19 protein-coding genes are annotated in these 23,821 nt (G+C 66.4%); 16 read left to right on the forward strand and 3 right to left on the reverse strand.

From position 1 onward, the window contains the following. The first annotated feature begins 21 nt into the window (after positions 1–21). From GTO19_RS06715 to GTO19_RS06730, 4 genes are all read left to right on the forward strand, one after another. Positions 22–2,190 carry a cytochrome c biogenesis protein ResB gene (locus GTO19_RS06715; protein WP_291019481.1) on the forward strand — a complete coding sequence of 723 codons (2,169 nt, stop codon included), beginning with the start codon at positions 22–24 and terminating at the stop codon, positions 2,188–2,190. A 4-nt stretch (positions 2,191–2,194) separates the two neighbouring features. Next, positions 2,195–3,562 (forward strand): c-type cytochrome biogenesis protein CcsB, encoded by a 1,368-nt coding sequence (gene ccsB, locus GTO19_RS06720; RefSeq protein WP_291019482.1) that lies wholly within the window; start codon positions 2,195–2,197, stop codon positions 3,560–3,562. Positions 3,563–3,656: 94 nt separating this feature from the next. After that, positions 3,657–4,643 (forward strand): protein-methionine-sulfoxide reductase catalytic subunit MsrP, encoded by a 987-nt coding sequence (gene msrP / locus GTO19_RS06725; RefSeq protein ID WP_291019483.1) that lies wholly within the window; start codon positions 3,657–3,659, stop codon positions 4,641–4,643. 40 nt (positions 4,644–4,683) lie between these two features. After that, positions 4,684–5,325 (forward strand): sulfite oxidase heme-binding subunit YedZ, encoded by a 642-nt coding sequence (locus GTO19_RS06730; RefSeq protein ID WP_291019484.1) that lies wholly within the window; start codon positions 4,684–4,686, stop codon positions 5,323–5,325. Here the strand turns inward: GTO19_RS06730 and lysA are convergent. Further along, positions 5,295–6,560: a diaminopimelate decarboxylase gene (lysA, locus tag GTO19_RS06735; RefSeq protein ID WP_291019485.1), complete on the reverse strand. Its 1,266-nt coding sequence runs from the start codon at positions 6,558–6,560 to the stop codon at positions 5,295–5,297. The two genes, GTO19_RS06730 and lysA, sit on opposite strands and share 31 nt — an antisense overlap. Beyond that, positions 6,523–6,846 (reverse strand): lipoprotein, encoded by a 324-nt coding sequence (locus tag GTO19_RS22385; RefSeq protein WP_363302958.1) that lies wholly within the window; start codon positions 6,844–6,846, stop codon positions 6,523–6,525. Before GTO19_RS22385 ends, lysA begins: the two co-directional genes overlap by 38 nt. Between GTO19_RS22385 and cyaY the strand changes: the two genes are divergently transcribed. Further along, positions 6,728–7,057 carry an iron donor protein CyaY gene (cyaY, locus tag GTO19_RS06740; RefSeq protein ID WP_291019513.1) on the forward strand — a complete coding sequence of 110 codons (330 nt, stop codon included), beginning with the start codon at positions 6,728–6,730 and terminating at the stop codon, positions 7,055–7,057. The genes GTO19_RS22385 and cyaY overlap by 119 nt on opposite strands. Here the strand turns inward: cyaY and GTO19_RS06745 are convergent. Then, positions 7,047–9,494: a penicillin-binding protein 1A gene (locus tag GTO19_RS06745; RefSeq protein ID WP_291019486.1), complete on the reverse strand. Its 2,448-nt coding sequence runs from the start codon at positions 9,492–9,494 to the stop codon at positions 7,047–7,049. The two genes, cyaY and GTO19_RS06745, sit on opposite strands and share 11 nt — an antisense overlap. 239 nt (positions 9,495–9,733) lie before the next feature. Between GTO19_RS06745 and GTO19_RS06750 the strand changes: the two genes are divergently transcribed. The 11 genes from GTO19_RS06750 to GTO19_RS06800 form a co-directional block, all read left to right on the forward strand. Continuing rightward, on the forward strand, positions 9,734–10,813 hold the full coding sequence (locus tag GTO19_RS06750; protein WP_291019489.1) for a pilus assembly protein PilM: 1,080 nt from the start codon (positions 9,734–9,736) through the stop codon (positions 10,811–10,813). Beyond that, complete coding sequence (locus GTO19_RS06755; protein ID WP_291019491.1) at positions 10,810–11,427, forward strand: PilN domain-containing protein; 618 nt, start codon at positions 10,810–10,812, stop codon at positions 11,425–11,427. Before GTO19_RS06750 ends, GTO19_RS06755 begins: the two co-directional genes overlap by 4 nt. 14 nt (positions 11,428–11,441) lie before the next feature. Continuing rightward, positions 11,442–12,113, forward strand: a complete 672-nt coding sequence (locus GTO19_RS06760; protein ID WP_291019492.1) for a type 4a pilus biogenesis protein PilO — start codon at positions 11,442–11,444, stop codon at positions 12,111–12,113. Positions 12,114–12,142: 29 nt separating this feature from the next. Beyond that, entirely contained in the window at positions 12,143–12,652 is a 510-nt protein-coding gene (locus tag GTO19_RS06765; RefSeq protein WP_291019494.1) for a pilus assembly protein PilP, read from the forward strand. Beyond that, positions 12,649–14,778, forward strand: coding sequence for a type IV pilus secretin PilQ (gene pilQ / locus GTO19_RS06770; RefSeq protein ID WP_291019497.1), 2,130 nt, complete (start codon positions 12,649–12,651; stop codon positions 14,776–14,778). The genes GTO19_RS06765 and pilQ overlap by 4 nt, the downstream gene beginning before the upstream one ends. Beyond that, positions 14,779–15,342 (forward strand): shikimate kinase, encoded by a 564-nt coding sequence (locus GTO19_RS06775; RefSeq protein ID WP_291019500.1) that lies wholly within the window; start codon positions 14,779–14,781, stop codon positions 15,340–15,342. A 43-nt stretch (positions 15,343–15,385) separates the two neighbouring features. Next, a complete protein-coding gene (aroB, locus tag GTO19_RS06780; RefSeq protein ID WP_291019502.1) occupies positions 15,386–16,510 on the forward strand; it encodes a 3-dehydroquinate synthase in 1,125 nt (374 codons plus the stop codon). Beyond that, positions 16,507–17,670, forward strand: a complete 1,164-nt coding sequence (locus GTO19_RS06785) for a deoxyguanosinetriphosphate triphosphohydrolase (protein WP_291019504.1) — start codon at positions 16,507–16,509, stop codon at positions 17,668–17,670. The genes aroB and GTO19_RS06785 overlap by 4 nt, the downstream gene beginning before the upstream one ends. After that, a complete protein-coding gene (locus GTO19_RS06790; RefSeq protein ID WP_291019506.1) occupies positions 17,667–18,860 on the forward strand; it encodes a CynX/NimT family MFS transporter in 1,194 nt (397 codons plus the stop codon). Before GTO19_RS06785 ends, GTO19_RS06790 begins: the two co-directional genes overlap by 4 nt. Before the next feature lie 43 nt (positions 18,861–18,903). Beyond that, on the forward strand, positions 18,904–19,611 hold the full coding sequence (locus tag GTO19_RS06795; RefSeq protein WP_291019508.1) for a transposase: 708 nt from the start codon (positions 18,904–18,906) through the stop codon (positions 19,609–19,611). 186 nt (positions 19,612–19,797) lie between these two features. Then, positions 19,798–23,821, forward strand: a 4,024-nt coding sequence (locus GTO19_RS06800) for a glutamate synthase-related protein (protein WP_291019509.1), incomplete at its 3' end; no start/stop codon positions are given.

Here is a 23,821-nt window from a genome sequence, read left to right on the forward strand (position 1 = left end):
TCCGCTCCCACGCTTGCCGCCATGACCGTCTCCACCCAAGGCCTGGAACTGCGCTCCGCCTCTCGGCGCCTGAGTGACTGGGTCGAGTTGCTGTCCTCGATGCGCTTTGCCGTGTCGCTGCTGACGGTGATCTGCATCGCCTCGGTCATCGGCACGGTGGTGAAGCAGAACGAGCCCTTCAACAACTACGTCAACCAGTTCGGGCCGTTCTGGGCCGACGTGTTCGCGGCGGCGAACCTGTACACCGTCTACAGCGCCTGGTGGTTCCTGCTGATCCTGGCCTTCCTGGTGATCAGCACCAGCCTGTGCATCGCGCGCAACACACCCAAGATCCTGGTCGACCTCAAGGCCTACAAGGAAAACATTCGCGAGCAAAGTCTCAAGGCCTTCCCGCACAAGGCGCAGGCCGAGCTGTCGGAAGCGCCCGAAATCGCCGCGAACCGGATGGGCCAAGTCCTGCTCGGTGCGGGCTGGAAGGTCAAGCTGCAGTCGCGCGAGACGCCGCAGGGCACGGGCTGGATGGTGGCCGCCAAGACCGGCGCGGCCAACAAGTGGGGCTACATCGCGGCGCACAGCGCCATCGTGCTGGTGTGCGTGGGCGGCTTGCTCGACGGCGACCTGATGGTGCGTGCCCAGACCTGGTTCAACGGCAAGCAGATCTACGAAGGCGGCGGCCTGATCGCCGACGTGCCGGCGCAGCACCGGCTGTCCACCAGCAACCCCACCTTCCGCGGCAACCTGCTCGTTACCGAGGGCACCGCCTCCAGCACGGCCATCCTCACGCAGCCCGGCGGCGTGCTGCTGCAGGAGCTGCCGTTCTCGGTGGAGCTCAAGAAGTTCATCGTCGAGTACTACGACACCGGCATGCCGCGCCTCTTCGCCAGCGAGATCGTGATCCACGACCGCGAGACCGGCGAGAGCAAGGAGGCGCGCGTGGAGGTGAACCACCCGGCCTTCCACCGTGGCGTCGCCATCTACCAATCGAGCTTCGACGACGGCGGCTCGCGGGTGAGGCTCAAGGCGGTGCCGATCAACGGCCATGCGCAGCCGTTCGAGGTGGAAGGCAACATCGGCGGCTCCACCGAGCTCAGCAACGGCGATGAGAAGCTTGGGCTGGAATTCACCAGCCTGCGCGTCATCAACGTGGAGAACTTCTCTGCCACCGGGGGCGGCGCCGACGTGCGCAAGGTCGACCTGCGCGAGTCCATCGAAAGCCGCCTGGGCGCCGCGCACAAGACCGTGACCGAGAAGACCCTGCGCAACGTGGGCCCAAGCGTGACCTACAAGCTGCGCGACGCGGCGGGACAGGCCGTGGAGTACCACAACTACATGCTGCCGGTGGAGCTGGATGGCCAGCGCGTGTACCTGCTGGGCTTGCGCGACACACCGCAGGAAAGCTTCCGCTACCTGCGCGTGCCGGCCGACGAGAACGACAGCCTGGACGGCTTCGTGCGGCTGCGCGCCGCGCTCGACGACCCGGCCATGCGCGCCGAGGCCGTGCGCCGCTACGCCGCGCAGTCGGTGGAGCCCGGGCGCGCCGACCTGGAGCAGGCCCTGGTGGCGTCGGCCTCGCGGGCACTGGCGCTGTTCGCGGGCGCGGAACGCGTGACTGCCACGACCGCAGTCGCCGATGCCCCCAACCGCGTGAATGACGCGGCCGGATCGAAGGGCGCCGCCGGCGGCGACCCCAAGGGCGGCTTGCAAGCCGTGGCCGCCTTCCTGCAGGCCAATGTGCCCGACGCCGAGCGCGAGCGCGCCGGCGACGTGCTGGTGCGCATCCTCAACGGCACCCTGTTCGAACTGCTGCAACTCAGCCGCGAGAAGGCCGGGCTGGCGCCGCTGCCGCGCGACGAGCCCGCCCAGCGCTTCATGACCCAGGCCGTGATCAGCCTGTCCGACACCTTCTTCTACCCTGCACCCCTGACCTTCCAGCTCGCGGATTTCACGCACGTGCAGGCCAGCGTGTTCCAGGTGGCGCGTGCGCCGGGCAAGACCGTCGTCTACCTCGGCTGCCTGTTGCTCATCATTGGTGTCTTTGCCATGCTCTACGTCCGCGAGCGCCGCCTGTGGGTCTGGCTGGCGCCGGCCGGGCAGGGCGCGCAGGCCAGCATGGCCCTGTCCACCAACCGCAAGACGCTGGACGCCGACCGCGAATTCGACCAGCTCAAGACCCGTTTGCTCTCCAGGTGACCGCATGAACACCACCACCGCTTCCCAGACCATCGAGCTCAAGAAGACCAAGGCGGGCGCCGATTCGGTCCCTGGCTATTTCGCGCGCCGTGACCGCTGGGACTGGCTGTTCGCCGCGCTGGTGCTGGCCGGCGGCCTGCTGGCCTTCCAGCGCTACGGCGGCGCCATGGACATCTACGAGAAGTGGATCCTCGCAGGCGCGGTGCCCAGCCTGGTGTGCCTGGGGTGGTTCTGGCGCCCGCTGCGCCTGTTGTCGGTGGTGGTCGCGGCTTTCGCGCTGCTGGCCATCTGGCTCTATCAGGCGCCCGGCGGTGGGGCCGACCTGGCGCGCGGCGACCAGGTCTTCCTGCTCAAGTACTTCATCTCCAGCCAGTCGGCCATCCTGTGGATGAGCGTGCTGTTCTTCATGAGCACGGCCTTCTACTGGCTGGGCATGTTCACCCGCGCGGGCGACAGCTTCGAGGCCCTGGGCTCGCGTCTGGCCTGGGTGGCGGTGGGCCTGGCGCTCATCGGTTCGTTGGTGCGCTGGTACGAAAGCCACCAGATCGGTCCCGGCATCGGCCACATCCCGGTCAGCAACCTGTATGAGGTCTTCGTTCTGTTCTGCTGGCTGACGGCGGCCTTCTACCTGTACTACGAAGACCAGTACGCCACGCGCCGCATGGGCGCCTTCGCCATGCTCATCGTGAGCGCGGCCGTGGGCTTCCTGCTCTGGTACACGGTGGTGCGCGAAGCGCACGAGATCCAGCCCCTGGTGCCCGCGCTGCAGAGCTGGTGGATGAAGCTGCATGTGCCCGCCAACTTCATCGGCTACGGCACCTTCGCCATCGCGGCCATGCTGGCCTTTGCCTACCTCATCAAACAGAGCGCGGGCGAGACGCGCTGGTACAAGCTGGCGCCGCTGTGGGTGCTGGGTGTGGTGTTGTGCTTCGAGCCGCTGGTGTTTCGCCAAGGCGCCACCGACAAGGGCGGTGTCTACTGGTTCATCTACTTCGGCGTGTCGGCGCTCATCGTGGGCGGCATCCTGTCGGTGCGTGGTCGCATCGCGGCGCGCCTGCCCGCCTTCGAGGTGCTGGACGACGTGATGTACAAGGCCATCGCGGTCGGCTTCGCCTTCTTCACCATCGCCACCGTGCTGGGCGCCCTGTGGGCCGCCGAGGCCTGGGGTGGCTACTGGAGCTGGGACCCGAAGGAAACCTGGGCGCTGATCGTCTGGCTGAACTACGCGGCCTGGCTGCACATGCGCTTGATGAAAGGCCTGCGCGGCACCGTGGCCGCCTGGTGGGCGCTGGTCGGCCTGGCCATCACCACTTTCGCCTTCCTGGGCGTCAACATGTTCCTCTCGGGTTTGCACAGCTACGGCGAACTCTGATTCCGGAACCGCGTAAGGTTTCGGCGGATCACACGACTGACAGTTCGGCGGGCGCGGCATCCCTCGCGCCGGCGCTCTTTCGGGGAACACGGCCATGATCATCCGAACCGACCGGGACGGTTTCGTCCACCCGCGCAGCAGCGACATCACCTCGCGCGGCGCCTACCTGCAGCGCCGGCAGTGGCTGGCCGGCCTGGCCGCCGCGGGCGTGGCCTGGGCCTCGCGCGATGCCTGGGCACAGTCTGCCCAGCGGCCCGGCAAGCTGGCGCCGCTGCAGGGCAAGGTGTCCACGGTGGCCGGCGCCGCCACGATGGAAAAGCCCACCAGCTACGAGGACGCCACCAGCTACAACAACTTCTACGAGTTCGGCACCGACAAGAGCGACCCGGTGGCCTACGCCGGCAAGCTGAAACCGCGGCCCTGGACGGTAGAGGTCGAAGGCCTGGTGAACAAGCCTGGCCGCTTCGACATCGACGCGCTGCTCAAGCTGGCGCCGATGGAAGAGCGCATCTACCGCCTGCGCTGCGTCGAGGGCTGGTCCATGGTGATTCCCTGGCAGGGCTATTCGCTGGCCGAGCTCATCAAACGCGTGGAACCGCAGGGCAGCGCCAAGTACGTGGAGTTCGTGACCCTGGCCGACCGGCAGCAGATGCCCGGTCTGCGCTCCAATGTGCTCGACTGGCCGTACGTGGAAGGTCTGCGCCTGGACGAGGCGCAGCACCCGCTGGCGTTGCTGGCCTTCGGCATGTACGGCGAGGTGCTGCCCAACCAGAACGGCGCGCCCGTGCGCCTGGTGGTGCCGTGGAAGTACGGATTCAAAAGCGGCAAGTCCATCGTGAAGATCCGCTTCGTCGAGCAAATGCCCCGCACCTCGTGGAACCTGGCCGCGCCCCAAGAGTACGGCTTCTTCTCCAACGTCAACCCCAAGGTGGCGCACCCGCGCTGGAGCCAGGCCACCGAGCGGCGCATCGGCGAGGGCAGCGGCCTGTTCGCCAAGCGCCGTGAAACCCAGATGTTCAACGGCTACGAGGCGCAGGTGGGCCAGCTCTACGCAGGCATGGACCTGCGCAAGTTCTACTGAACACGATGAGTCCGCACGCTCCGCCGCTGCGCCGAATCCGATGAGCCGAGCCGTGGTCCAGCGGGCCTTGTTGCACCCGCTGGCCAAACCCCTGGTGTTCACGGTGTGGCTGCTGCCCTTCGCCTGGCTGGTGTGGGCGGCGGTGGCGGACCGCCTGGGCGCGAACCCCGCCGAGGCGCTGATCCGTTCCTTGGGCGACTGGACCTTGCGCGCCCTGGTGCTGGTGTTGCTGGTGACACCGCTTCGCGTGGCGCTGGGTTGGCCCGCGCTGGCGCGCTTTCGGCGCATGCTGGGTGTGTTCGTCTTCTTCTACGCCACGCTGCACTGGCTGGCCTACGTCTGGTTCGACATGGGCTTCGACTGGGCCGAGGTGGTCGCCGACATTCCCAAGCGCCCCTTCATCCTGGTGGGCACACTGGCCTGGCTGATGCTGCTGGCGCTGGCCGCGACCTCGTTCAACCGCGCCATTCGCGCGCTGGGGGCGGCGCGCTGGCAGCGCCTGCACCGGCTGGTGTACGCGGTGGCCGGTCTCGCGGTGCTGCACTTCTTCTGGATGCGCGCGGGCAAGAACGACTTCAATGAAGTGGCCGTGTACGCGGCCATCCTGGCCACGCTGCTGGGCTGGCGCGCCTGGCGGCGCTGGCGGGCGCCTCAGGGCAGGGGCGTTTCCAGCCGCATCTGATCGGCGGCCGTTTCGCGCTGTCGGATCACCGTGACCTGGTCGCCATCCACCAGGAACTCGGCCGCGCGCCCGCGCGTGTTGTAGTTGCTGGCCATGCTCATGCAGTAGGCACCGGCGGACAGCACGGCGAGCACGTCGCCTGGCTCCACGGCCAGTTCGCGGTCGCGGCCCAGCCAATCGCCGCTTTCGCAGACCGGGCCGACCACATCCCAGGTGAGCGAAGCGGCGTCGGCGCGCGGGCGAACCGGTTCGATGCGGTGGTAGGCCTGGTACATCGCGGGGCGCGGCAGGTCGTTCATGGCCGCGTCCACGATCAGGAAGTTCTTGTGCTCGCCGGGCTTCTGGTAGAGCACCTCGGTGAGGCACACGCCCGCGTTGCCCACGATGGAGCGGCCCGGTTCGATCATGATCTGGCGGTCGCCGAAGCCGCGGGCGTCCAGTCGCTGCAGCAGCGTCGCCCAGAGTTCGTCGGCGGCGGGCGGCGCGTCGCCGTGGTAGTCGATGCCAAGGCCACCGCCGAAGTCGATGTGCTTGAGGCGCAGGCCGGTGCGCTCGATGGCCTCCACCAGGTCGAGCACGCGCTCGAGCGCGTCCAGGTAGGGCCCGGCCTGCGTGATCTGCGAACCGATGTGGCAGTCGATGCCAACCACATCCAGGCCCGGGCTCGCCGCGGCCTGGCGGTAGGTGTCCAGCACCTCGTCGTGCGCGATACCGAACTTGTTGTCTTTCAGCCCGGTGGAGATATAGGGGTGTGTTTGCGCATCCACGTCGGGGTTGACGCGGAGGCTCACGCGGGCGCGCAGGCCAGCGGCGCGTGCGACTTCGTCGAGCACGGCCAGCTCGGCGCGGCTCTCCACGTTGAAGCAGCCGATGCCGGCCTCCAGCGCGCGGCGCATCTCGGCGCGCGTCTTGCCCACGCCCGAGAAGATGATGCGTTCGGGTGCGCAGCCGGCCGCGAGCGCGCGCTCCAGCTCGCCGCCCGAGACGATGTCCAGCCCACAGCCTGCGCGCACCAGCGTTTGCAGAATGGCCAGCGACGAATTGGCCTTCATGGCGTAGCAGATGAGGTGCGGGCGCCCCGCGAGGCCCCGCTGATACGCGCCCAGGGCCTGCAGCATGGAGGCCTTGCTGTACACGAAGAGCGGCGTGCCATGGGCCCGGGCCAGGGCGTCAAGGCTCACGCCCTCGAGGTGCAATTCACCGTGGCGTTGCGTCAGGTAGGCGGGCAGGGGCATTGGCGGGCTTGGGTGTGGACTCGGGGGTCTTGGCGGGCGGCAGGTACAGCGGGCCTCGCTGTCCGCACGCCACCAGGCCCGACAGCACCAGCGACAAGGCCATGACCCGAGCGGGGCCGGAGCGGGATCCTAGAATGCGCAGCCACCCAAACATCCTGCGCATTGTAATGACCGACCTCGAATACCAGGATCGCGCCGAGGCCCTGCTGCGCGCCATCGAGTTGAACTGCGACCGCATCAACGAAGACACCGACGCCGACATCGACAACCAGCGCGTGGGCGGCATGATCACCCTGACCTTCGCCAACCGCAGCCAGATCGTCATCAACCTGCAGAAGCCCTTGCACGAGGTGTGGATGGCCGCGCGGGCCGGTGGCTTTCACTACAAGCACGACGGACGCGCCTGGATGGACACCAAGGGCAACGGCGAATTCTTTGCGAACCTCTCGCGCTACGCGAGCGAACAGTCGGGTGAAGCGCTGAGCTTCAGTTCCTGAACAGGTCGAGGATGCTGCGCCGGTTCTCCACCGGCGGGAGTGGCGCCGGCACCGGCACACCGTTGGGATCGACTGGCGTGCCACCGGGCGCGCCCGGCCATGGATCCGCCAGGCCCAGGCCGTGCACCCCATTGCCGGGGCCGTACTCTTCGTAGTACCACTCGCCACCGATATTGACCACGCCGGGTGGTGCGCTGTAGGTGGTCACAGGCACATCCTTGAGCATCTCCTGCATGAAGGAAATCCACATCGGCAGCGCCAGACCGCCCCCGGTCTCGCGGCTGCCCAGGTTGCGCGGCGTGTCGTAGCCCACCCAGGCCGCGGCGGCCAGCGTGGGCTGGTAGCCCACGAACCAGGCGTCCACCGCGTCGTTGGTGGTGCCGGTCTTGCCGTACAGATCGGGCCGCTTGAGCGTGGCCTGCGCGCGCGCGGCCGTGCCTGAGCGGGTGATCTCTTGCAGCAGGCTGTTCATGATGAAGGCGTTGCGCGGCTCGATCGCGCGCGGCGCGTTGTCCAGCGTGGTTTGTGGCGCCTCGAACAGGACGCGGCCGCGTGCGTCGGTCACGCGCGTGATCAGCACCGGCGACACGCGATGCCCGCCGTTGGCGAACACCGAATAGGCCGTGACCATCTGCAGCGGCGTCACGGCACCAGCGCCCAGGGCCATGGTGAGGAAGGGGGGATGCTTCTCCGCGTCGAAGCCGAAGCGCGTCACCCAACTCTGCGCGTTCTGCGTGCCCACCAGTTGCAGCACGCGAATGGACACCATGTTCTTCGACTTCGCCAGTGCGCGGCGCACCGACATCGGGCCATCGAACTGTCCGTCGTAGTTCTTCGGCTCCCAGGGCTTGCCACCGGTTTCCGCCGCGGAATAGAACAGCGGTGCGTCATTGACCACTGTCATCGGCGTGAGACCCTTTTCCAGCGCGGCGGAGTAGACGAAGGGCTTGAAGCTCGATCCCGGTTGCCGCCAGGCCTGGGTGGCGTGGTTGAACTTGTTCTTGTTGAAGTCGAAACCGCCAATGATCGCTGCGATGCGGCCGTTGCGCGGATCCAGTGCCACGAAGGCGGATTCGACCTCGGGCAATTGCGTTACGCGCCAGGACTTGTCGCCCACCTTCACGATGCGCACCACCGCGCCCGGGCGCAGCTTGATGTTGGGCCCGGCCTTGTCGGACAGGCCGCTTTGCACCGGCTTGAGGCCTTCACCGGTGATTTCGATCGGCTCGCCATCCTGGCGCATCACCACGACCTTGCGCGCGCTGGCCTCCAGCACCACAGCCGACAGCAGATCGCCGTTGTCGGGACGTTCCGCGAGCGCCTCGTCTATGGCCGCGTCGCGCTCCTGCGGGTCCTGCGGCAGATCGATGAACAGCTCGGGGCCGCGGTAGAACTGCCGGCGTTCATAGTCCAACACGCCCTGACGCACTGCGCGGTACGCGGCCTCCTGCGCGCGAGGATCAATGGTCGTGGACACCACGAGCCCTCGCGTGTAGGCGGCCTCCCCGTACTGCGCCACGATCGCTTGGCGAACCATCTCGGAAGCGAACTCCGCGTGCAGGCTTTCCTCCTGGGCGCCGCGGTACAACTTGATCTCCTGCGCCTTGGCCTGTTCGGCCTGCTCGGGCGTGATGAAGCCGTTCTCCACCATGCGATCGATGATGTACAGCTGCCGCGCGCGAGCGCGCTTGGGATTGCGCACCGGGTTGTAGGCCGACGGCGCCTGCGGCAGGCCCGCCAGCATGGCGGCTTCGGCGATGGTCACGTTCTGCAGCGGTTTGCCGAAGTAGATCTGCGACGCCGAGGCGAAGCCGTAGGCCCGCCGGCCCAGGAAGATCTGGTTCATGTAGATCTCGAGGATCTGCTCCTTGGTGAGCATGTGCTCCAGCTTGAACGTGAGCAGAACCTCGTAGATCTTGCGTGTGTAGCTTTTCTCCGCCGACAGGTAGACGTTGCGCGCCACCTGCATGGTGATGGTGGACGCCCCCTGGCTTTTGGCCTCGCGCAGGTTGGCCAACGCAGCCCGCACCATGCCGCGGTAGTCCACGCCGCTGTGTTCGAAGAAGCGCGCGTCCTCGATGGCCAGCACCGCGTTCTTCATCACATCGGGGATCTGGTCGATCGTCAGCAGGTTGCGTCGCTCTTCGCCGAACTCACCGATGAGTTGCCCGTCCACCGCGAGCACTCGCAGGGGCAATTTGGGACGGTAGTCGGCCAGTCCGGTGACGTCGGGCAGGTTGGGATAGGCCACGGCCAGTGCGATGCCGACGGCCACGAGCAGGGCTGCAACACCCGCCGCCGCCAGTCCGGCTACAGCCACCACCAAGCGACCGATCCAGATGAGTGTGCGAGGGGCCGCAGATACTGCCTTCGCAGTGCCTGCTTGAGGGGACTTGGAATCTTGGGGCATGCGAACTGGAACTGAAACGTCCCGCATTTTAGAAGTCGGTCAGGACGCCGACATTGAATCACCGGAACGGGTTGATGTGGGTTTCGGATCCGGTTTGTCGAAGGGCGTTCAGCCCATCACGCCGAGTCCTCGTCCCGTCGGCTTTTGACAACGTTTCGAATTGTGCGTTTGGCAATAAATCTTTGCCGCTCAATGGGCTTACTGCTAGCATTGAAGTGATTTCTTAAGTCTGGCGTGGTACCGCGCCACGCGATTTGGGGGCCATCTTGATCTCAATGGGATCGCTTTTCAGCCGAGAACCAGCACCCTTGCTGGGCATTGACGTGAGCACGTCGAGCGTCAAGCTCGTGGAACTCAGTCGCAACCGCGCGGGCGAATTCGTGCTGGAGCGGTGTGCCATGGAGCCGCTCGAACGCGGCTGGATCACCGATGGCAACATCGAAAAGTTCGATGAAGTGGCTGACGCCGTGCGGCGCGTGGTCCGAAAGAGCGGCAGCAAGACCAAGAATGTGGCGCTGGCGCTTCCCGCTTCGGCGGTGATCACGAAAAAAATCGTTCTTCCGGGTGGCATGAGCGACAAGGAGCTGGAAGCCCAGGTCGAGTCCGAGGCGAACCAGTACATCCCGTTCTCGCTCGACGAGGTGAGCCTCGACTTCTGCGTGGTGGGGCCTAGCGCCACTTCCGTGGGCGATGTCGAGGTGCTCATCGCGGCCTCTCGCAAGGAAAAGGTGTCCGACCGTCAAGGCCTCGCCGAAGCCGCGGGTCTCAAGCCGGTGGTCATGGACGTCGAATCCTATGCGTCTCGCCTGGCTGCGGGCCGGGTCATCGAGACCCTGCCGAATCAGGGCGTCGATGCGTTGGTGGCCCTGTTCGAGATCGGATCAATGACCACCAGTCTGCAGGTCATACGCAACGACGAGGTGCTCTACGAACGCGACCAGGCTTTCGGCGGCGGTCAGTTGACCCAGCTCATCATTCGTCAGTACGGCTTTTCTCCCGACGAGGCGGAGGCCAAGAAGCGGTCCGGTGACCTGCCTGAGGATTACCAGAGCGCTGTACTCGAGCCTTTCATCGAGAGCATGTCCCAGGAAGTCGGACGTGCCCTGCAGTTCTTCTTCACGAGCACGCCGTACAACAAAATCGATCACATCCTGCTCGCAGGTGGCAGTGCCGCTCTGTTGGGTTTGACCGAGGCGGTGACGCACCAGACCTCGTTCGCCTGCATGTTGATCAATCCGTTCGACGCCATGGAACTGGGGTCCTCGATTCAGGCGCGAAAGATCTCCCGTGAGGCGCCGGCCTACCTGACGTCCACCGGCCTGGCGTTGCGGAGGTTCTACCAATGATCCTCATCAACCTGCTGCCTCACCGCGAGGCAGCGCGCAAGCGCCAGAAGGAACAATTCTTCACGCAGTTGGCGCTCTCGGCCATGTTGGGCGGCATCATTGGTGGCGCCGTTTTCACGTGGTATCAGGGGCAGATTTCCGCGCAGCAGGAACGCAACCTGTTTCTGACGCAGGAGATTGCCAAGCTGGACGCGGAGATCAAGGACATCGCGACCCTGCAGCAGCAGATCGCGTCCTTGCGTGCGCGCCAGACCGCGGTGGAAGACCTGCAGGCTGGGCGAAATCTGCCTGTGTACCTGCTGGAAGAACTCGTCAACCAGCTGCCTGAAGGCGTTTTCCTGCGCACCATGAAGCAGGAAAACATGAGCGTGCTCATGACCGGGACTGCGCAGTCCCAGGAACGCGTGTCCGAACTTTTGCGCAACCTGTCGAACAACAGCCCGGCCTTGACGCGTCCCGAACTGGTGGAAATCGTGTCAGCCAACGCCGCCATCAGCGGTGCTGATGCGCGGCGCGTGGCCAACTTCACCATGCGCGTGACCTTGCGCAAACCAGAGGCAACGCCGGCGGCGCCCGCGAAGCCAGCCGCGGCACCTGCCGCAGGCAAAGTCTGATCCAGGGTGGCGTGATGGCGAAGAAATCGAACATCAACATCGACCTCAAGGGCGTGCAGGACAAGCTGCGCGCCCAGTTCACCGGTCTCGATCCGAACGACCCGTCTTTGTGGCCGGCGCTGCCGCGCAATCTGCTGTTCGTCGCGGTTTGCGTGGGCGTTGTGGCCGCGCTCTGGTTTTTCTGGCTCAAAGGGGTCGACGAGGAGTTGGTCGCGGAGAAGGCTCGGGAAGAGCAACTGCGCACCACCTATCGCAGCAAGCTGGTGCAGGCGGTCAACCTGGACGCTTTGCGCAAGCAATTGGAGCAGGTGCAGCAGTACGTGACGCAGTTGGAAAAGCAACTGCCCAGCAAGGCTGAAATGGACGCCCTGCTCTCCGACATCAACCAGGCGGGCCTTGGCCGCAGCCTGCAGTTCGAATTGTTCCGCCCGGGGCAGATCGTGGTGCGGGAGTACTACGCCGAGTTGCCCATCTCGATTCGCGTCACGGGGACCTACCACGACATCGGGCTTTTCGCCGCAGACATCGCCAATTTGTCCCGCATCGTCACATTGAACAATCTCAGCCTCGCGCCGATCGCCAATCGTGAGGGGTATCTGACGATGGATGGCGTGGCCAAGACCTTCCGGTACCTCGATCCCGAAGAAGTGGCCGCGCAACAGAAAGCGAAAGGGGCGAACAAGTGAGGCGCCTCGTACCGTACTTCCTGTGCACGGTGGCCATCGTTCTTGCTGGCTGCACGTCGTCCGGTCAGGACGAACTCCGGTCCTGGATGCAGGCTGAGCGCAATTCGATCAAACCCTCGGTCCAACCCATTCCCGAGCCCACGCGCTTCGAACCTCAACCCTACAGCGTTGAACGCGAGACACCGCCATTCAGCGCGGAGAAGCTGGCGAGCCTGCTGCGCGGCACGCAAACGGCCACCGCCGCGAACGCTGCGCTGATCGAGCCGGAACTGGCCCGCCGGCGTCAGCCGTTGGAGGCCTTTCCTCTGGACTCCATGACCATGGTCGGCAGCCTTGACCGCTCCGGCCAATTGGTGGCACTCATCAAGGTGGATCGGTTGCTGTACCAGGTCCGTCAGGGCCAATACCTGGGTCAAAACTTTGGGCGCGTGACCCGCATCACCGAGACCGAGATTGCCTTGCGCGAAATCGTTCAAGACCCATCGGGTGAATGGATCGAGCGCCCCACGGCGCTGCAGTTAGTAGAGGACGCTAAATGAACAAGCCAGAACAGGCGACCGCTGGACCAGCGTGGGGGCGGAGGATTGTCAAGGGGGGGCTGGCTCTCGGCCTCGTCTTGTCGGCGTGCTGGGCTCAGGCGCAAACCGCCATCCAGTCGGTGACCGGTGGCATCCAGAGTGGTGCCGAAGTGATCCGGATCAATCTGTCGGAACCCTTGAAGGCGACGCCTTCGAGTTTCTCGGTGCAATCACCGGCGCGTATCGCGCTTGATTTCCCGGGCGTGGCCAACGCCATGGGGCGAAGCACGGTCGACATCAACGAAGGAAACCTGCGCTCCGCCACGGTGATCCAAGCCGGTGACCGGACGCGTGTGGTGATCAACCTCAAGCAACCCGCGCAGTTCCAGACGCGCGTGGAAGGCAGCAGCCTGCTGGTGATCATGGAGCGGCCCGAGGCGGTCACGGCGCAAACCAACCCGCCCACGCACTTTGCCGAGAGCCGCAACCTGGACGTCAGCGCTTTGCGCGACATCGACTTCCGCCGCGGCACAGGCAACACGGGCCGTGTGGTGGTTGAATTGCCAAACAACCAGGTTGGCGTGGACATCCGCCAACAAGGCACCGGGCTGGTCGTGGAGTTCCTGAAGAGCTCTTTGCCCGAAGGCCTGCGTCGGCGACTGGACGTGACCGACTTTGGTACGCCGGTGCAATCGGTGACGACCACGCAGACCGGTGACCGCGTGCGCATGGTGGTGTCGTCAGTGGGCAATTGGGAGCATTCCGCGTACCAGAGCGACAACCAGTTCGTGCTCGAGGTGCGTGAGCAGCGGGTTGATCCGAACAAGCTCAGCCAGGGCCCCGGTTACACGGGCGAGAAGCTGTCCCTGAACTTCCAGAACATCGAGGTCCGCGCCCTGCTGCAGGTCATCGCCGATTTCACGAACTTCAACATCGTGACGTCCGACTCCGTGTCGGGCTCGGTGACCTTGCGCCTGAAGGACGTCCCCTGGGATCAGGCGCTGGACATCATCATGCAGGCCAAGGGCCTGGGCTTGCGCAAGTCGGGCAACGTGCTGTGGATTGCGCCGCGCGATGAAATCGCGGCTCGGGAGAAGCAGGAACTGGAGGCCCGTGCCACGGTGGAAAGCCTGGAGCAGGTGCGCACGCAATCGTTCCAGATGAACTACGCCAAGGCGGCCGACATCGCCACGCAACTGACGGCGGGGACGGGTACCTCCAGTGGTTCGTCGAGCGGTTCTGGCAATGCACGCATCCTGTCCCCTCGAGGCAGCGTGATCGCGGAGCCGCGCACCAACCAGTTGTTCGTCACGGATATCCCCTCGCGCCTCGAACAGGTGCAGGAACTGATCACCAAGCTCGACATTCCGATTCGCCAGGTGCTGATCGAAGCGCGCATCGTGGAAGCCGACGACGACTTCAGCAAGTCCATCGGTGTGCGCCTCGGTGGTGGTGTCCGGGATTTCAGCGCGGGTTCGGCCAACGGCAACCCGGTGCGCGGCAATTTCGGCAGCAACTACTCGGCCGTGACCACCGGCCCAGCGCTCACGTCGTCGCCCTTCGTCAACCTGCCGGCCCTTCCGCCGTCTGGTCAGGCCGCGTCCTACGCGCTGTCGTTGTTCAGCCCCAATGCCTCACGTTTTCTGGCTTTGGAGATCTCGGCCCTCGAATCCGATGGCAAGGGCCGGGTGGTGTCCAGCCCGCGTGTGGTCACGGCCGATCAGGTCAAGGCGCTCATCGAACAGGGCACGGAGTTTCCGTACCAGACCGCCACGTCCAGCGGCGCAACGGCCATCGCGTTCCGCAAGGCCAATCTCAAGCTCGAGGTGACGCCTCAGATCACCCCCGAAGGCAACATCATTCTCGATCTCGATGTGAACAAGGACACCCGGGGCGAGACCACCGCCGAGGGCATCGCGATCGATACCAAGCACGTGCAAACGCAGGTGCTGGTCGAAAACGGCGGCACGGTGGTGATCGGCGGCATCTTCGAACGCACCGAGCGCAACGAGATCCAGAAGGTGCCGCTGCTGGGCGACCTCCCCGGCGTGGGCAACCTGTTCAAGTCGCGCAACCAGCTGGATCAGCGCTCCGAGTTGCTGATCTTCATCACGCCGCGCGTCCTGGGGCGCACCGCCATCAACTAATTGAACGCCACGCAGTCGGTCTTTCTGGTCGGGCTGCCTGGATCGGGCAAATCCACGGTCGGGCGCCAGTTGGCCCGGCGCCTGGGTTTGCCCTTTGTCGATTCCGATCAGGTGATCGAGCAGCGCATCGGGTCAAGCATCCGGGCGTTCTTCGATCGCGAAGGGGAGGCGGCGTTCCGGGACCTCGAATCCCAGGTCATTGACGAAGTGACCAGCGGCCCCTTGGCGGTGGTGGCCACCGGCGGCGGCGCCGTGCTGCGCCCGGAGAACCGGGCCTGCCTTCACGACCGCGGGCGCGTTGTCTACTTGCGCTCGACGCCGGAAGACCTGTTCCGCCGCCTGCGCAACGATCGCCACCGCCCGCTGCTGCAGGTGGACGACCCCTTGGTCAGGCTCAAGGATCTGTACGTCCAGCGGCACCCCCTGTACGCCGAGACGGCGCATTTCGCCATCGAAACGGGCCGCCCCTCCGTGGCGACACTGGTCAACATGATCCTCATGCAGCTTGAACTGGCCGGGTGGGTGTCCAACGCGCCCGACAGCGGCCAGCCACCAGCGCCTTGAGCGGCGCATCGGCGCCCGACGGAGGCCGGCATACACTCGGGGCATGTTGCCCGCCACACGGTCCACCGAGACACAACGCGTTCGCATCGACCTTGGCGAACGCAGCTACGACATCGACATTGGCGCCGACCTGATCGGCCAAAGCGAGACCTTCGCCGATCTGCCTCGCGCGAGCACGGGTGTGATCGTCACCAACGAGGTGGTGGCGCCCCTGTACCTGTCAACGCTGCGTCGTGCACTGCAAACGCGTCACGCACGCGTGCTTGACGTGGTGCTGCCCGATGGCGAGGCCCACAAGCAGTGGACGACGCTGCAAACCATCTTCGATCACCTGTTGGAGGCCGGCTGCGATCGCAAAACCGTGCTCTACGCCCTCGGCGGTGGTGTGGTGGGTGACATGACCGGGTTCGCGGCCGCCTGCTACATGCGAGGCGTGTCCTTCGTGCAGGTGCCCACCACCTTGCTGGCGCAGGTGGATTCGTCGGTGGGGGGCAAGACGGGCATCAACCATCCGCTGGGCAAAAACATGATCGGCGCCTTCCACCAACCCTTGAAGGTGGTGTGCGACCTGGACGTGCTGCGTTCGCTGCCCGACCGCGAATTCAGCGCCGGCATGGCCGAGATCATCAAATACGGGCCGATCGCCGACATGGCGTTCCTCGACTGGATCGAAGCCAACATCGAGGCCCTCATGGCGCGCGATCCCGTGTGTCTGGCACACGCCGTGCGCCGGAGCTGCGAGATCAAGGCCCAGGTGGTGGGAGCAGACGAGCGCGAGTCGGGGGTGCGCGCCATCCTGAACTTCGGCCACACCTTCGGGCATGCGATCGAGGCCGGCATGGGGTATGGCGCCTGGCTGCACGGCGAGGCCGTGGGCTGCGGCATGGTGATGGCCGCGCGGCTGTCGTTGGCCTTGGGACTGGTGGACGAAGCCTTCGTGAACCGGTTGAACGCACTCGTTCAGCGTGCCGGGCTGCCGGTGATCGCACCGGTGCTCGACGCTTCGCGGAACGCCGAGCGCTACCTGGAACTCATGCGCGTCGACAAGAAGGCCGAGGCCGGCGAGATCCGTTTCGTGCTGATCGACCCGCCCGGCCAGGCCTCGCTCAAACCGGCCAGCGACGCGGTGGTGGCCGACGTGATCGAGCGCAGCTGCTCGCGGGCATGAACGTCGCCCTCGCGCCGTACGCGAGCGACCCTTCGCGCAGCCGCGGACGGCGTCACCCGGAGCCGCCCGCGCCCACGCGCACGGACTACCAGCGCGACCGCGACCGGGTCATCCATTCCACGGCGTTCCGCCGGCTGGTCTACAAGACCCAGGTCTTCGTCAACCACGAGGGCGATCTGTTCCGCACCCGCCTCACGCATTCGCTGGAGGTCGCCCAGCTCGGCCGCAGCGTCGCACGGTCATTGCGGCTCAACGAAGACCTCGTCGAGGCGGTGGCGCTGGCGCACGATCTCGGGCACACACCCTTCGGACACGCGGGCCAGGATGCCCTGCACGCGGCCCTGCAGGCGCTGGGCCCCGATGGCCGAGCGCCCGATGGCTGGGGCTTCGAACACAACCTGCAGAGTCTGCGCGTGGTGGATGAGCTCGAGGAGCGCTACCCCGCATTCGATGGCTTGAACCTCTCTTTCGAGACGCGCGAGGGCATCCTCAAGCATTGTTCGCGGCGCAATGCCGAGCGGCTGGAGCGCCTGGAGCCCGATGGCGTGGCCGCGCGCTTTTTGCGCGGTGGATCGCCTTCGCTGGAAGCGCAGTTGTGCAACCTGGCCGACGAGATCGCCTACAACGCGCACGACATCGACGATGGCGTTCGCTCGGGCCTTCTCACCCTGGAGCAGCTGGAATCCGTGGAGCTGTTCGACCACTACCGGCGCCAGGCTCTGCAGGAACACCCTCACCTGCACGGGCGGCGGCTCTTGTTCGAAAGCATCCGGCGCATGCTGAGCGGTCAGGTGTACGACGTGATCTCGGCCACGCGCGAGCGTTTGGAGCGCTCGGGCGTGCAAAGCGCCGACGAGGCGCGCGCCTTGCCGGCGCTCGTGGCGTTCTCGGATTCGATGCGCGAACGCAGCCAGGCGCTCAAGTCATTCCTTTTCCGCAACCTTTACCGGCACCCGCAGGTGGTCGAAACCACCGGCCGCGCCCGTCGCGTGATCCAGGACCTGTTCGACCGCTACCTCGCGGAGCCGGGCGAGATGCCAGACGCCCACGGACAGCGCCGCCACCTCGAGCGCGCGGTGGCCGACTACATCGCCGGCATGACCGACCGCTTTGCCATCCGCGAGCACGAGCGCCTGTTCGGCGCGGTTCTCTTTCCATGACATTCCAATCGCCGTCTTCCTCCGCCGCCGTCCGCGCGGCCGCCCTGGTGGTGGCCGTGGGCGTCACCTGCGCCTTGCACATCGGCAAGCTGCCTGTGGCCATTCCGGCCTTGCAGTCCGGCCTGGGGGTGAGCCTGGTCCAGGCGGGGTTCCTGCTCTCGCTGGTGCAGTTGGCGGGCATGGCTCTGGGCCTCTTCGTGGGTCTGGCGGCTGACCGCATCGGACCTCGGCGCGTGATGCTGTTCGGTTTGATGGGCCTGGCCCTGGGCAGCGCCTGGGGCGCGATGGCGGTGTCGCCCGCCGACTTGCTGGCATCGCGGGCCCTGGAGGGGCTGGGCTTCCTGCTCGCCGTGCTGCCAGCGCCGGGCCTGATCCGGCGCCACGTGGCTGATCCTCGCCTGCTCGCCAAGGCCCTGGGTTGGTGGGGCGCCTACATGCCCCTGGGCACCGCGCTGGCGCTGCTGCTGGGGGCGCCGGTCATCGAATGGTTGGGGTGGCGCGCCGTGTGGCTGGGCCTCACCGCAAGTTCCCTGCTGGCGCTCGTTGGCCTGTGGCGGGGCCTGCCGCCCGACGCGATGCTGGCCGGGCAGGGTGCCTCGCTGGGCCCGCGGTTGCGCCGCACGCTGGCGGCACCCGGCCCCTGGCTGGTCGCATTGGCGTTCTTTCTCTACTCGGGGCAGTGGCTGGCCGTCGTGGGGTTCCTGCCCACCATCCTGGCGCAGGCGGGCTTCGGCGGCACAGCGGCCGGCGTACTCAGCGCGGGTGCCGCCGCGGTGAACATGGCTGGCAACATCGGCGCCGGCCGCTGGATCGCGCGCGGTGGGCAGCCCCGGTTCGTCATGGGGTTCGCCTACCTCTCCATGGGTGTTGGCGCGATGCTGGCGTTCGGCCTGCGGGACGCCCCGGTGGTTCAGTACATCGCGGTCCTTGCGTTCTCCGGCCTGGGCGGGCTCATTCCCGGCACCCTGTTCGGCCTGGCGATCCGCTTGGCCCCGGGGGAGGACACCCTTTCCACCACCGTCGGCTGGATGCAGCAGTTCTCGGCCCTGGGTCAGTTCGCGGGGCCGCCCTTCGTGGCCTGGGTCGCCACGCAAATGGGCGGCTGGCAACTCACCTGGGTGGTCACCGGCGCCGCCTCGCTGCTCGGCCTCTGGGTGGCTCACCGCATCCAGCGCGCCCTGCCGGCCTGATGCTGCTCTAATTGGGGTCAGATTCCATTCCCTGGTTCGCCCCATGGCCCGACTGCCGCGCCTGACCGTCGCCGGTTACCCGCACCACATCATCCAGCGCGGCAACAACCGCCAGGCCATCGTCCGCGACGACGCCGACCGGGAGGCCCTGATCGAGCTCATCGCGACCCGGGCACGCCAACACGGGGTGGCGCTGCACGCCTGGGTGCTGATGGACAACCACTTCCACCTCTTGGCCACCCCCGAAACCGCGGAGGGTGTGCCGAGGTGGATGCAGGACGTGGGCCGCAGCTACGTGCGCCGCTTCAACGACCGCTACCAGCGCACGGGCACCCTGTGGGAAGGGCGCTACAAGTCCACGCTGATCCAGACCGAGCGCTATTTCCTGGCCTGCATGGCCTACATCGAGCTCAATCCGGTGCGCGCCGGCATGGTGGCCGAGCCGCGCCAGTACCCTTGGTCGAGCCACCTGCACCACATTGGCCAGCGCGTGGACCGCTACCTGAGCGTCCACCCCGTCTACTGGGCTCTGGGCAACACCCCCTTCGCGCGCGAAGCCGCCTACGCCGAGTGGGTCCGATCGGGCCTCAGCGCGCAACAGCAGACGGCCATCACGGAGGCTGCGCTGCACGGCTGGGCCCTGGGGGACGAGGGCTTCGCGGGGGAGTTGCAAAAGCAGACCGATCGGCGGGTGTCGCGCGCGGCGCGGGGACGCCCCGCTGCCGTCCCTGTCAGCAAGACCGACACCTGAGAGAACGGGGGGCTCGTGCTGCGAGGCCCTGCGATCGATTTTGATGTGTCCCCATTTAAATGTTGATCAAACGAATCAGCAATTAAATGGAATCTGACCCCATTTAAAATGCTTGGCACGCATGGTGCAATGCAATAAGCTCCCGATCCCGACGGATTTGCCCCACAGACGAGAAGGATGAGCGCCATGAACACGGCCGCTGAAAAAGAGCACCTGCAACAGCACGGTCTGTACGACCCGGCGAACGAGCACGACGCCTGCGGCGTGGGTTTCGTTGCCCATATCAAGGGCGAGAAGAGCCACGCGATCGTCGAGCAGGCGCTCAAGATCCTGGAGAACCTTGACCACCGCGGCGCGGTGGGCGCGGACAAGCTGATGGGAGACGGCGCGGGACTGCTGATCCAGATGCCCGATGCCCTGTACCGCGAGGAAATGGCCGCGCAGGGTGTGACGCTGCCGCCCGCCGGCGAGTACGGCGTGGGCATGATCTTCATGCCCAAGGAGCACGCCAGCCGCCTGGCCTGCGAGCAGGAAATGGAGCGCGCCATCGCCGCCGAGGGCCAGGTGCTGCTGGGCTGGCGCGATGTGCCGGTGAACATGGACATGCCCATGTCGCCCACGGTGCGCGCCAAGGAGCCCATCATCCGCCAGGTCTTCATCGGCCGCGGCAACGACGTCATCGTGCAGGACGCGCTGGAGCGCAAGCTCTACGTGATCCGCAAGACCGCCAGCGCGGCCATCCAGCGCCTCAAGCTCACGCACTCCAAGGAGTACTACGTGGTGAGCATGAGCAGCCGCACCGTGGTCTACAAGGGCCTGCTGCTGGCCGATCAGGTGGGCACCTACTTCAAGGACCTGCAGGACCCGCGCTGCGTGTCGGCCCTTGGCCTGGTGCACCAGCGCTTCTCCACCAACACCTTCCCCGAGTGGCCGCTGGCCCACCCGTACCGCTACGTCGCGCACAACGGCGAGATCAACACGGTCAAGGGCAACTACAACTGGATGAAGGCGCGCGAGGGCGTGATGAGCTCGCCCGTGCTGGGCGCCGACCTGCAGAAGCTCTACCCGATCAGCTTCGCGCACCAGTCGGATACCGCCACCTTCGACAACTGCCTCGAGCTGCTCACCATGGCGGGCTACCCGCTGTCGCAGGCCGTGATGATGATGATCCCGGAGCCCTGGGAGCAGCACACCACCATGGACCCGCGCCGCCGCGCCTTCTATGAATACCACGCGGCCATGCTGGAGCCCTGGGACGGTCCGGCCTCCATCGCGTTCACCGACGGGCGCCAGATCGGCGCCACGCTGGACCGCAACGGCCTGCGCCCCTCGCGCTACTGCGTCACCGACGACGACCTCGTGATCATGGCCTCGGAATCGGGCGTGCTGCCGGTGCCCGAGAACAAGATCGTGCGCAAGTGGCGTCTGCAGCCCGGCAAGATGTTCCTGATCGACCTGGAGCAGGGCCGCATGATCGACGACGAGGAGCTCAAGGCCAACCTCGCCAACAGCAAGCCCTACAAGCAGTGGATCGACAACCTGCGCATCCGCCTGGACGACGTGGAGCACCCCGTGGCCGGGGAGGCCGCGCAGGAACTGCCCGTGGCCCAGACCGAGCCGCAGGCCGCCGGCGTGGAGCGCGTCTCGCCCGAGCTGCTGGATCGTCAGCAGGCCTTCGGCTACACGCAGGAGGACATCAAGTTCCTCATGAGCCCCATGGCCGCCAACGGCGAAGAGGGCATCGGCTCCATGGGCAACGACAGCCCGCTCGCCGTGCTGTCGGACAAGAACAAGCCGCTCTACAACTACTTCAAGCAGCTGTTCGCGCAGGTCACGAACCCGCCGATCGACCCGATTCGCGAAGCCATCGTGATGTCGCTGGTGTCCTTCATCGGCCCCAAGCCCAATCTGCTCGACATCAACCAGGTGAACCCGCCGATGCGCTTGGAGGTGAGCCAGCCCGTGCTGGACTTCGCCGACATGGCCAAGCTGCGCAACATCGAGGCCGTGACACAGGGCAAGTTCCGCAGCGTCACGCTGGACATCACCTACCCCGCGGCCTGGGGTCGCGAGGGCGTGGAAGCCAAGCTGGCCTCGCTGTGCGCAGCCGCCGTGGACGCGATCAAGGGTGGCAAGAACATCCTCATCATCAGCGACCGCGGCGTCGGCCCCGCGCAGGTGGCCATTCCCGCGCTGCTGGCGCTCTCGGCCATCCACCAGCACCTGGTGCGTGAGGGCCTGCGCACCAGCGCCGGCCTGGTGGTGGAGACCGGCACCGCGCGCGAGGTGCACCACTTCGCCGTGCTGGCCGGCTACGGCGCCGAGGCCGTGCACCCCTACCTGGCCATGGAGACCCTGGTCGCCATCCACAAGGACCTGCCGGGCGACCTGAGCGCCGACAAGGCCATCTACAACTACACCAAGGCGATCGGCAAGGGCCTGTCCAAGATCATGTCCAAGATGGGCGTGAGCACGTACATGAGCTACTGCGGCGCCCAGCTGTTCGAGGCCATCGGCCTCGACAGCGACACCGTGGCCAAGTACTTCACCGGCACCGCCAGCCGCGTGGAAGGCATCGGCGTCTTCGAGATCGCCGAGGAAGCCATCCGCATGCACAAGGCCGCCTTCGGCGACGACCCGGTGCTGGCCAGCATGCTCGACGCCGGCGGCGAATACGCCTGGCGCACGCGCGGCGAAGAGCACATGTGGTCGCCCGACGCCATCGCCAAGCTGCAGCACAGCACGCGCGCCAACAACTGGAACACGTACAAGGAGTACGCCCAGATCATCAACGACCAGAGCCGCCGCCAGATGACGCTGCGCGGCCTGTTCGAGTTCAAGCTCGATCCGAGCAAGGCGATCCCCATCGACGAGGTGGAGCCCGCCAAGGAGATCGTCAAGCGCTTCGCCACCGGCGCCATGTCGCTCGGCTCCATCAGCACCGAGGCGCACGAGACCCTGGCCGTGGCCATGAACCGCATCGGCGGCAAGAGCAACACGGGCGAGGGCGGCGAGGACGAACGCCGCTACCGCAACGAGCTCAAGGGCATCAAGATCACCAAGGGCGAGACGCTGAAATCCATCATCGGCGAGGACGTGGTCGAGGTCGACCTGCCCCTGGAAGACGGCGACAGCCTGCGTTCGAAGATCAAGCAGGTGGCCTCGGGCCGCTTCGGCGTCACGGCCGAGTACCTGCAGAGCGCGGACGAGGTGCAGATCAAGATGGCCCAGGGCGCCAAGCCCGGCGAAGGCGGCCAGTTGCCCGGCGGCAAGGTCTCCACCTACATCGGCAAGTTGCGCTACTCGGTGCCCGGCGTGGGCCTCATCAGCCCGCCGCCGCACCACGACATCTACTCCATCGAGGACCTGGCCCAGCTCATCCACGACCTGAAGAACGTGAAGCCGCACGCCCGCATCAGCGTCAAGCTGGTGTCCGAGGTGGGCGTGGGCACCATCGCCGCGGGCGTGGCCAAGTGCAAGGCCGACCACGTGGTGATCGCGGGCCACGACGGTGGCACGGGCGCTTCGCCCTGGTCGTCCATCAAGCACGCGGGCAGCCCCTGGGAGATCGGCCTGGCCGAGACCCAGCAGACCCTGGTGCTCAACGACCTGCGCGGCCGCATCCGCGTGCAGGCCGACGGCCAGATGAAGACGGGCCGCGACGTGGTCATCGGTGCCCTGCTGGGCGCCGAGGAGTTCGGCTTCGCCACCGCGCCGCTGGTCGCGGTGGGCTGCATCATGATGCGCAAGTGCCACCTCAACACCTGCCCGGTGGGCGTCGCCACGCAGGACCCGGAGCTGCGCAAGAAGTTCTCGGGCAAGCCCGAGCACGTCGTCAACTACTTCTTCTTCGTTGCCGAAGAGGCGCGCCAGATCATGGCGCAGCTCGGCATCCGCACCTTCGACGAACTGGTCGGCCGCGCCGACCTGCTCGACACGCGCGCCGGCATCGCGCACTGGAAGGCGCGCGGCCTGGACTTCAGCCGACTGCTGGCCTTGCCCGCCGTGCCGGCCGAGGTGCCGCGCAAGCACACCGAGATGCAGGAACACGGCCTGGAGAAGGCGCTGGACAAGGTGCTGATCGAGAAGTGCCGTCCCGCCATCGAGAAGGGCGAGCGCGTGCAGTTCATCGAGGTCGCGCGCAACGTGAACCGCTCGGTGGGCGCCATGCTCTCGGGCGAGCTCACCAAGCACCACCCCGAGGGCCTGC

Source organism: Hydrogenophaga sp., assembly GCF_011772445.1.
GTDB lineage: Bacteria > Pseudomonadota > Gammaproteobacteria > Burkholderiales > Burkholderiaceae_C > Hydrogenophaga.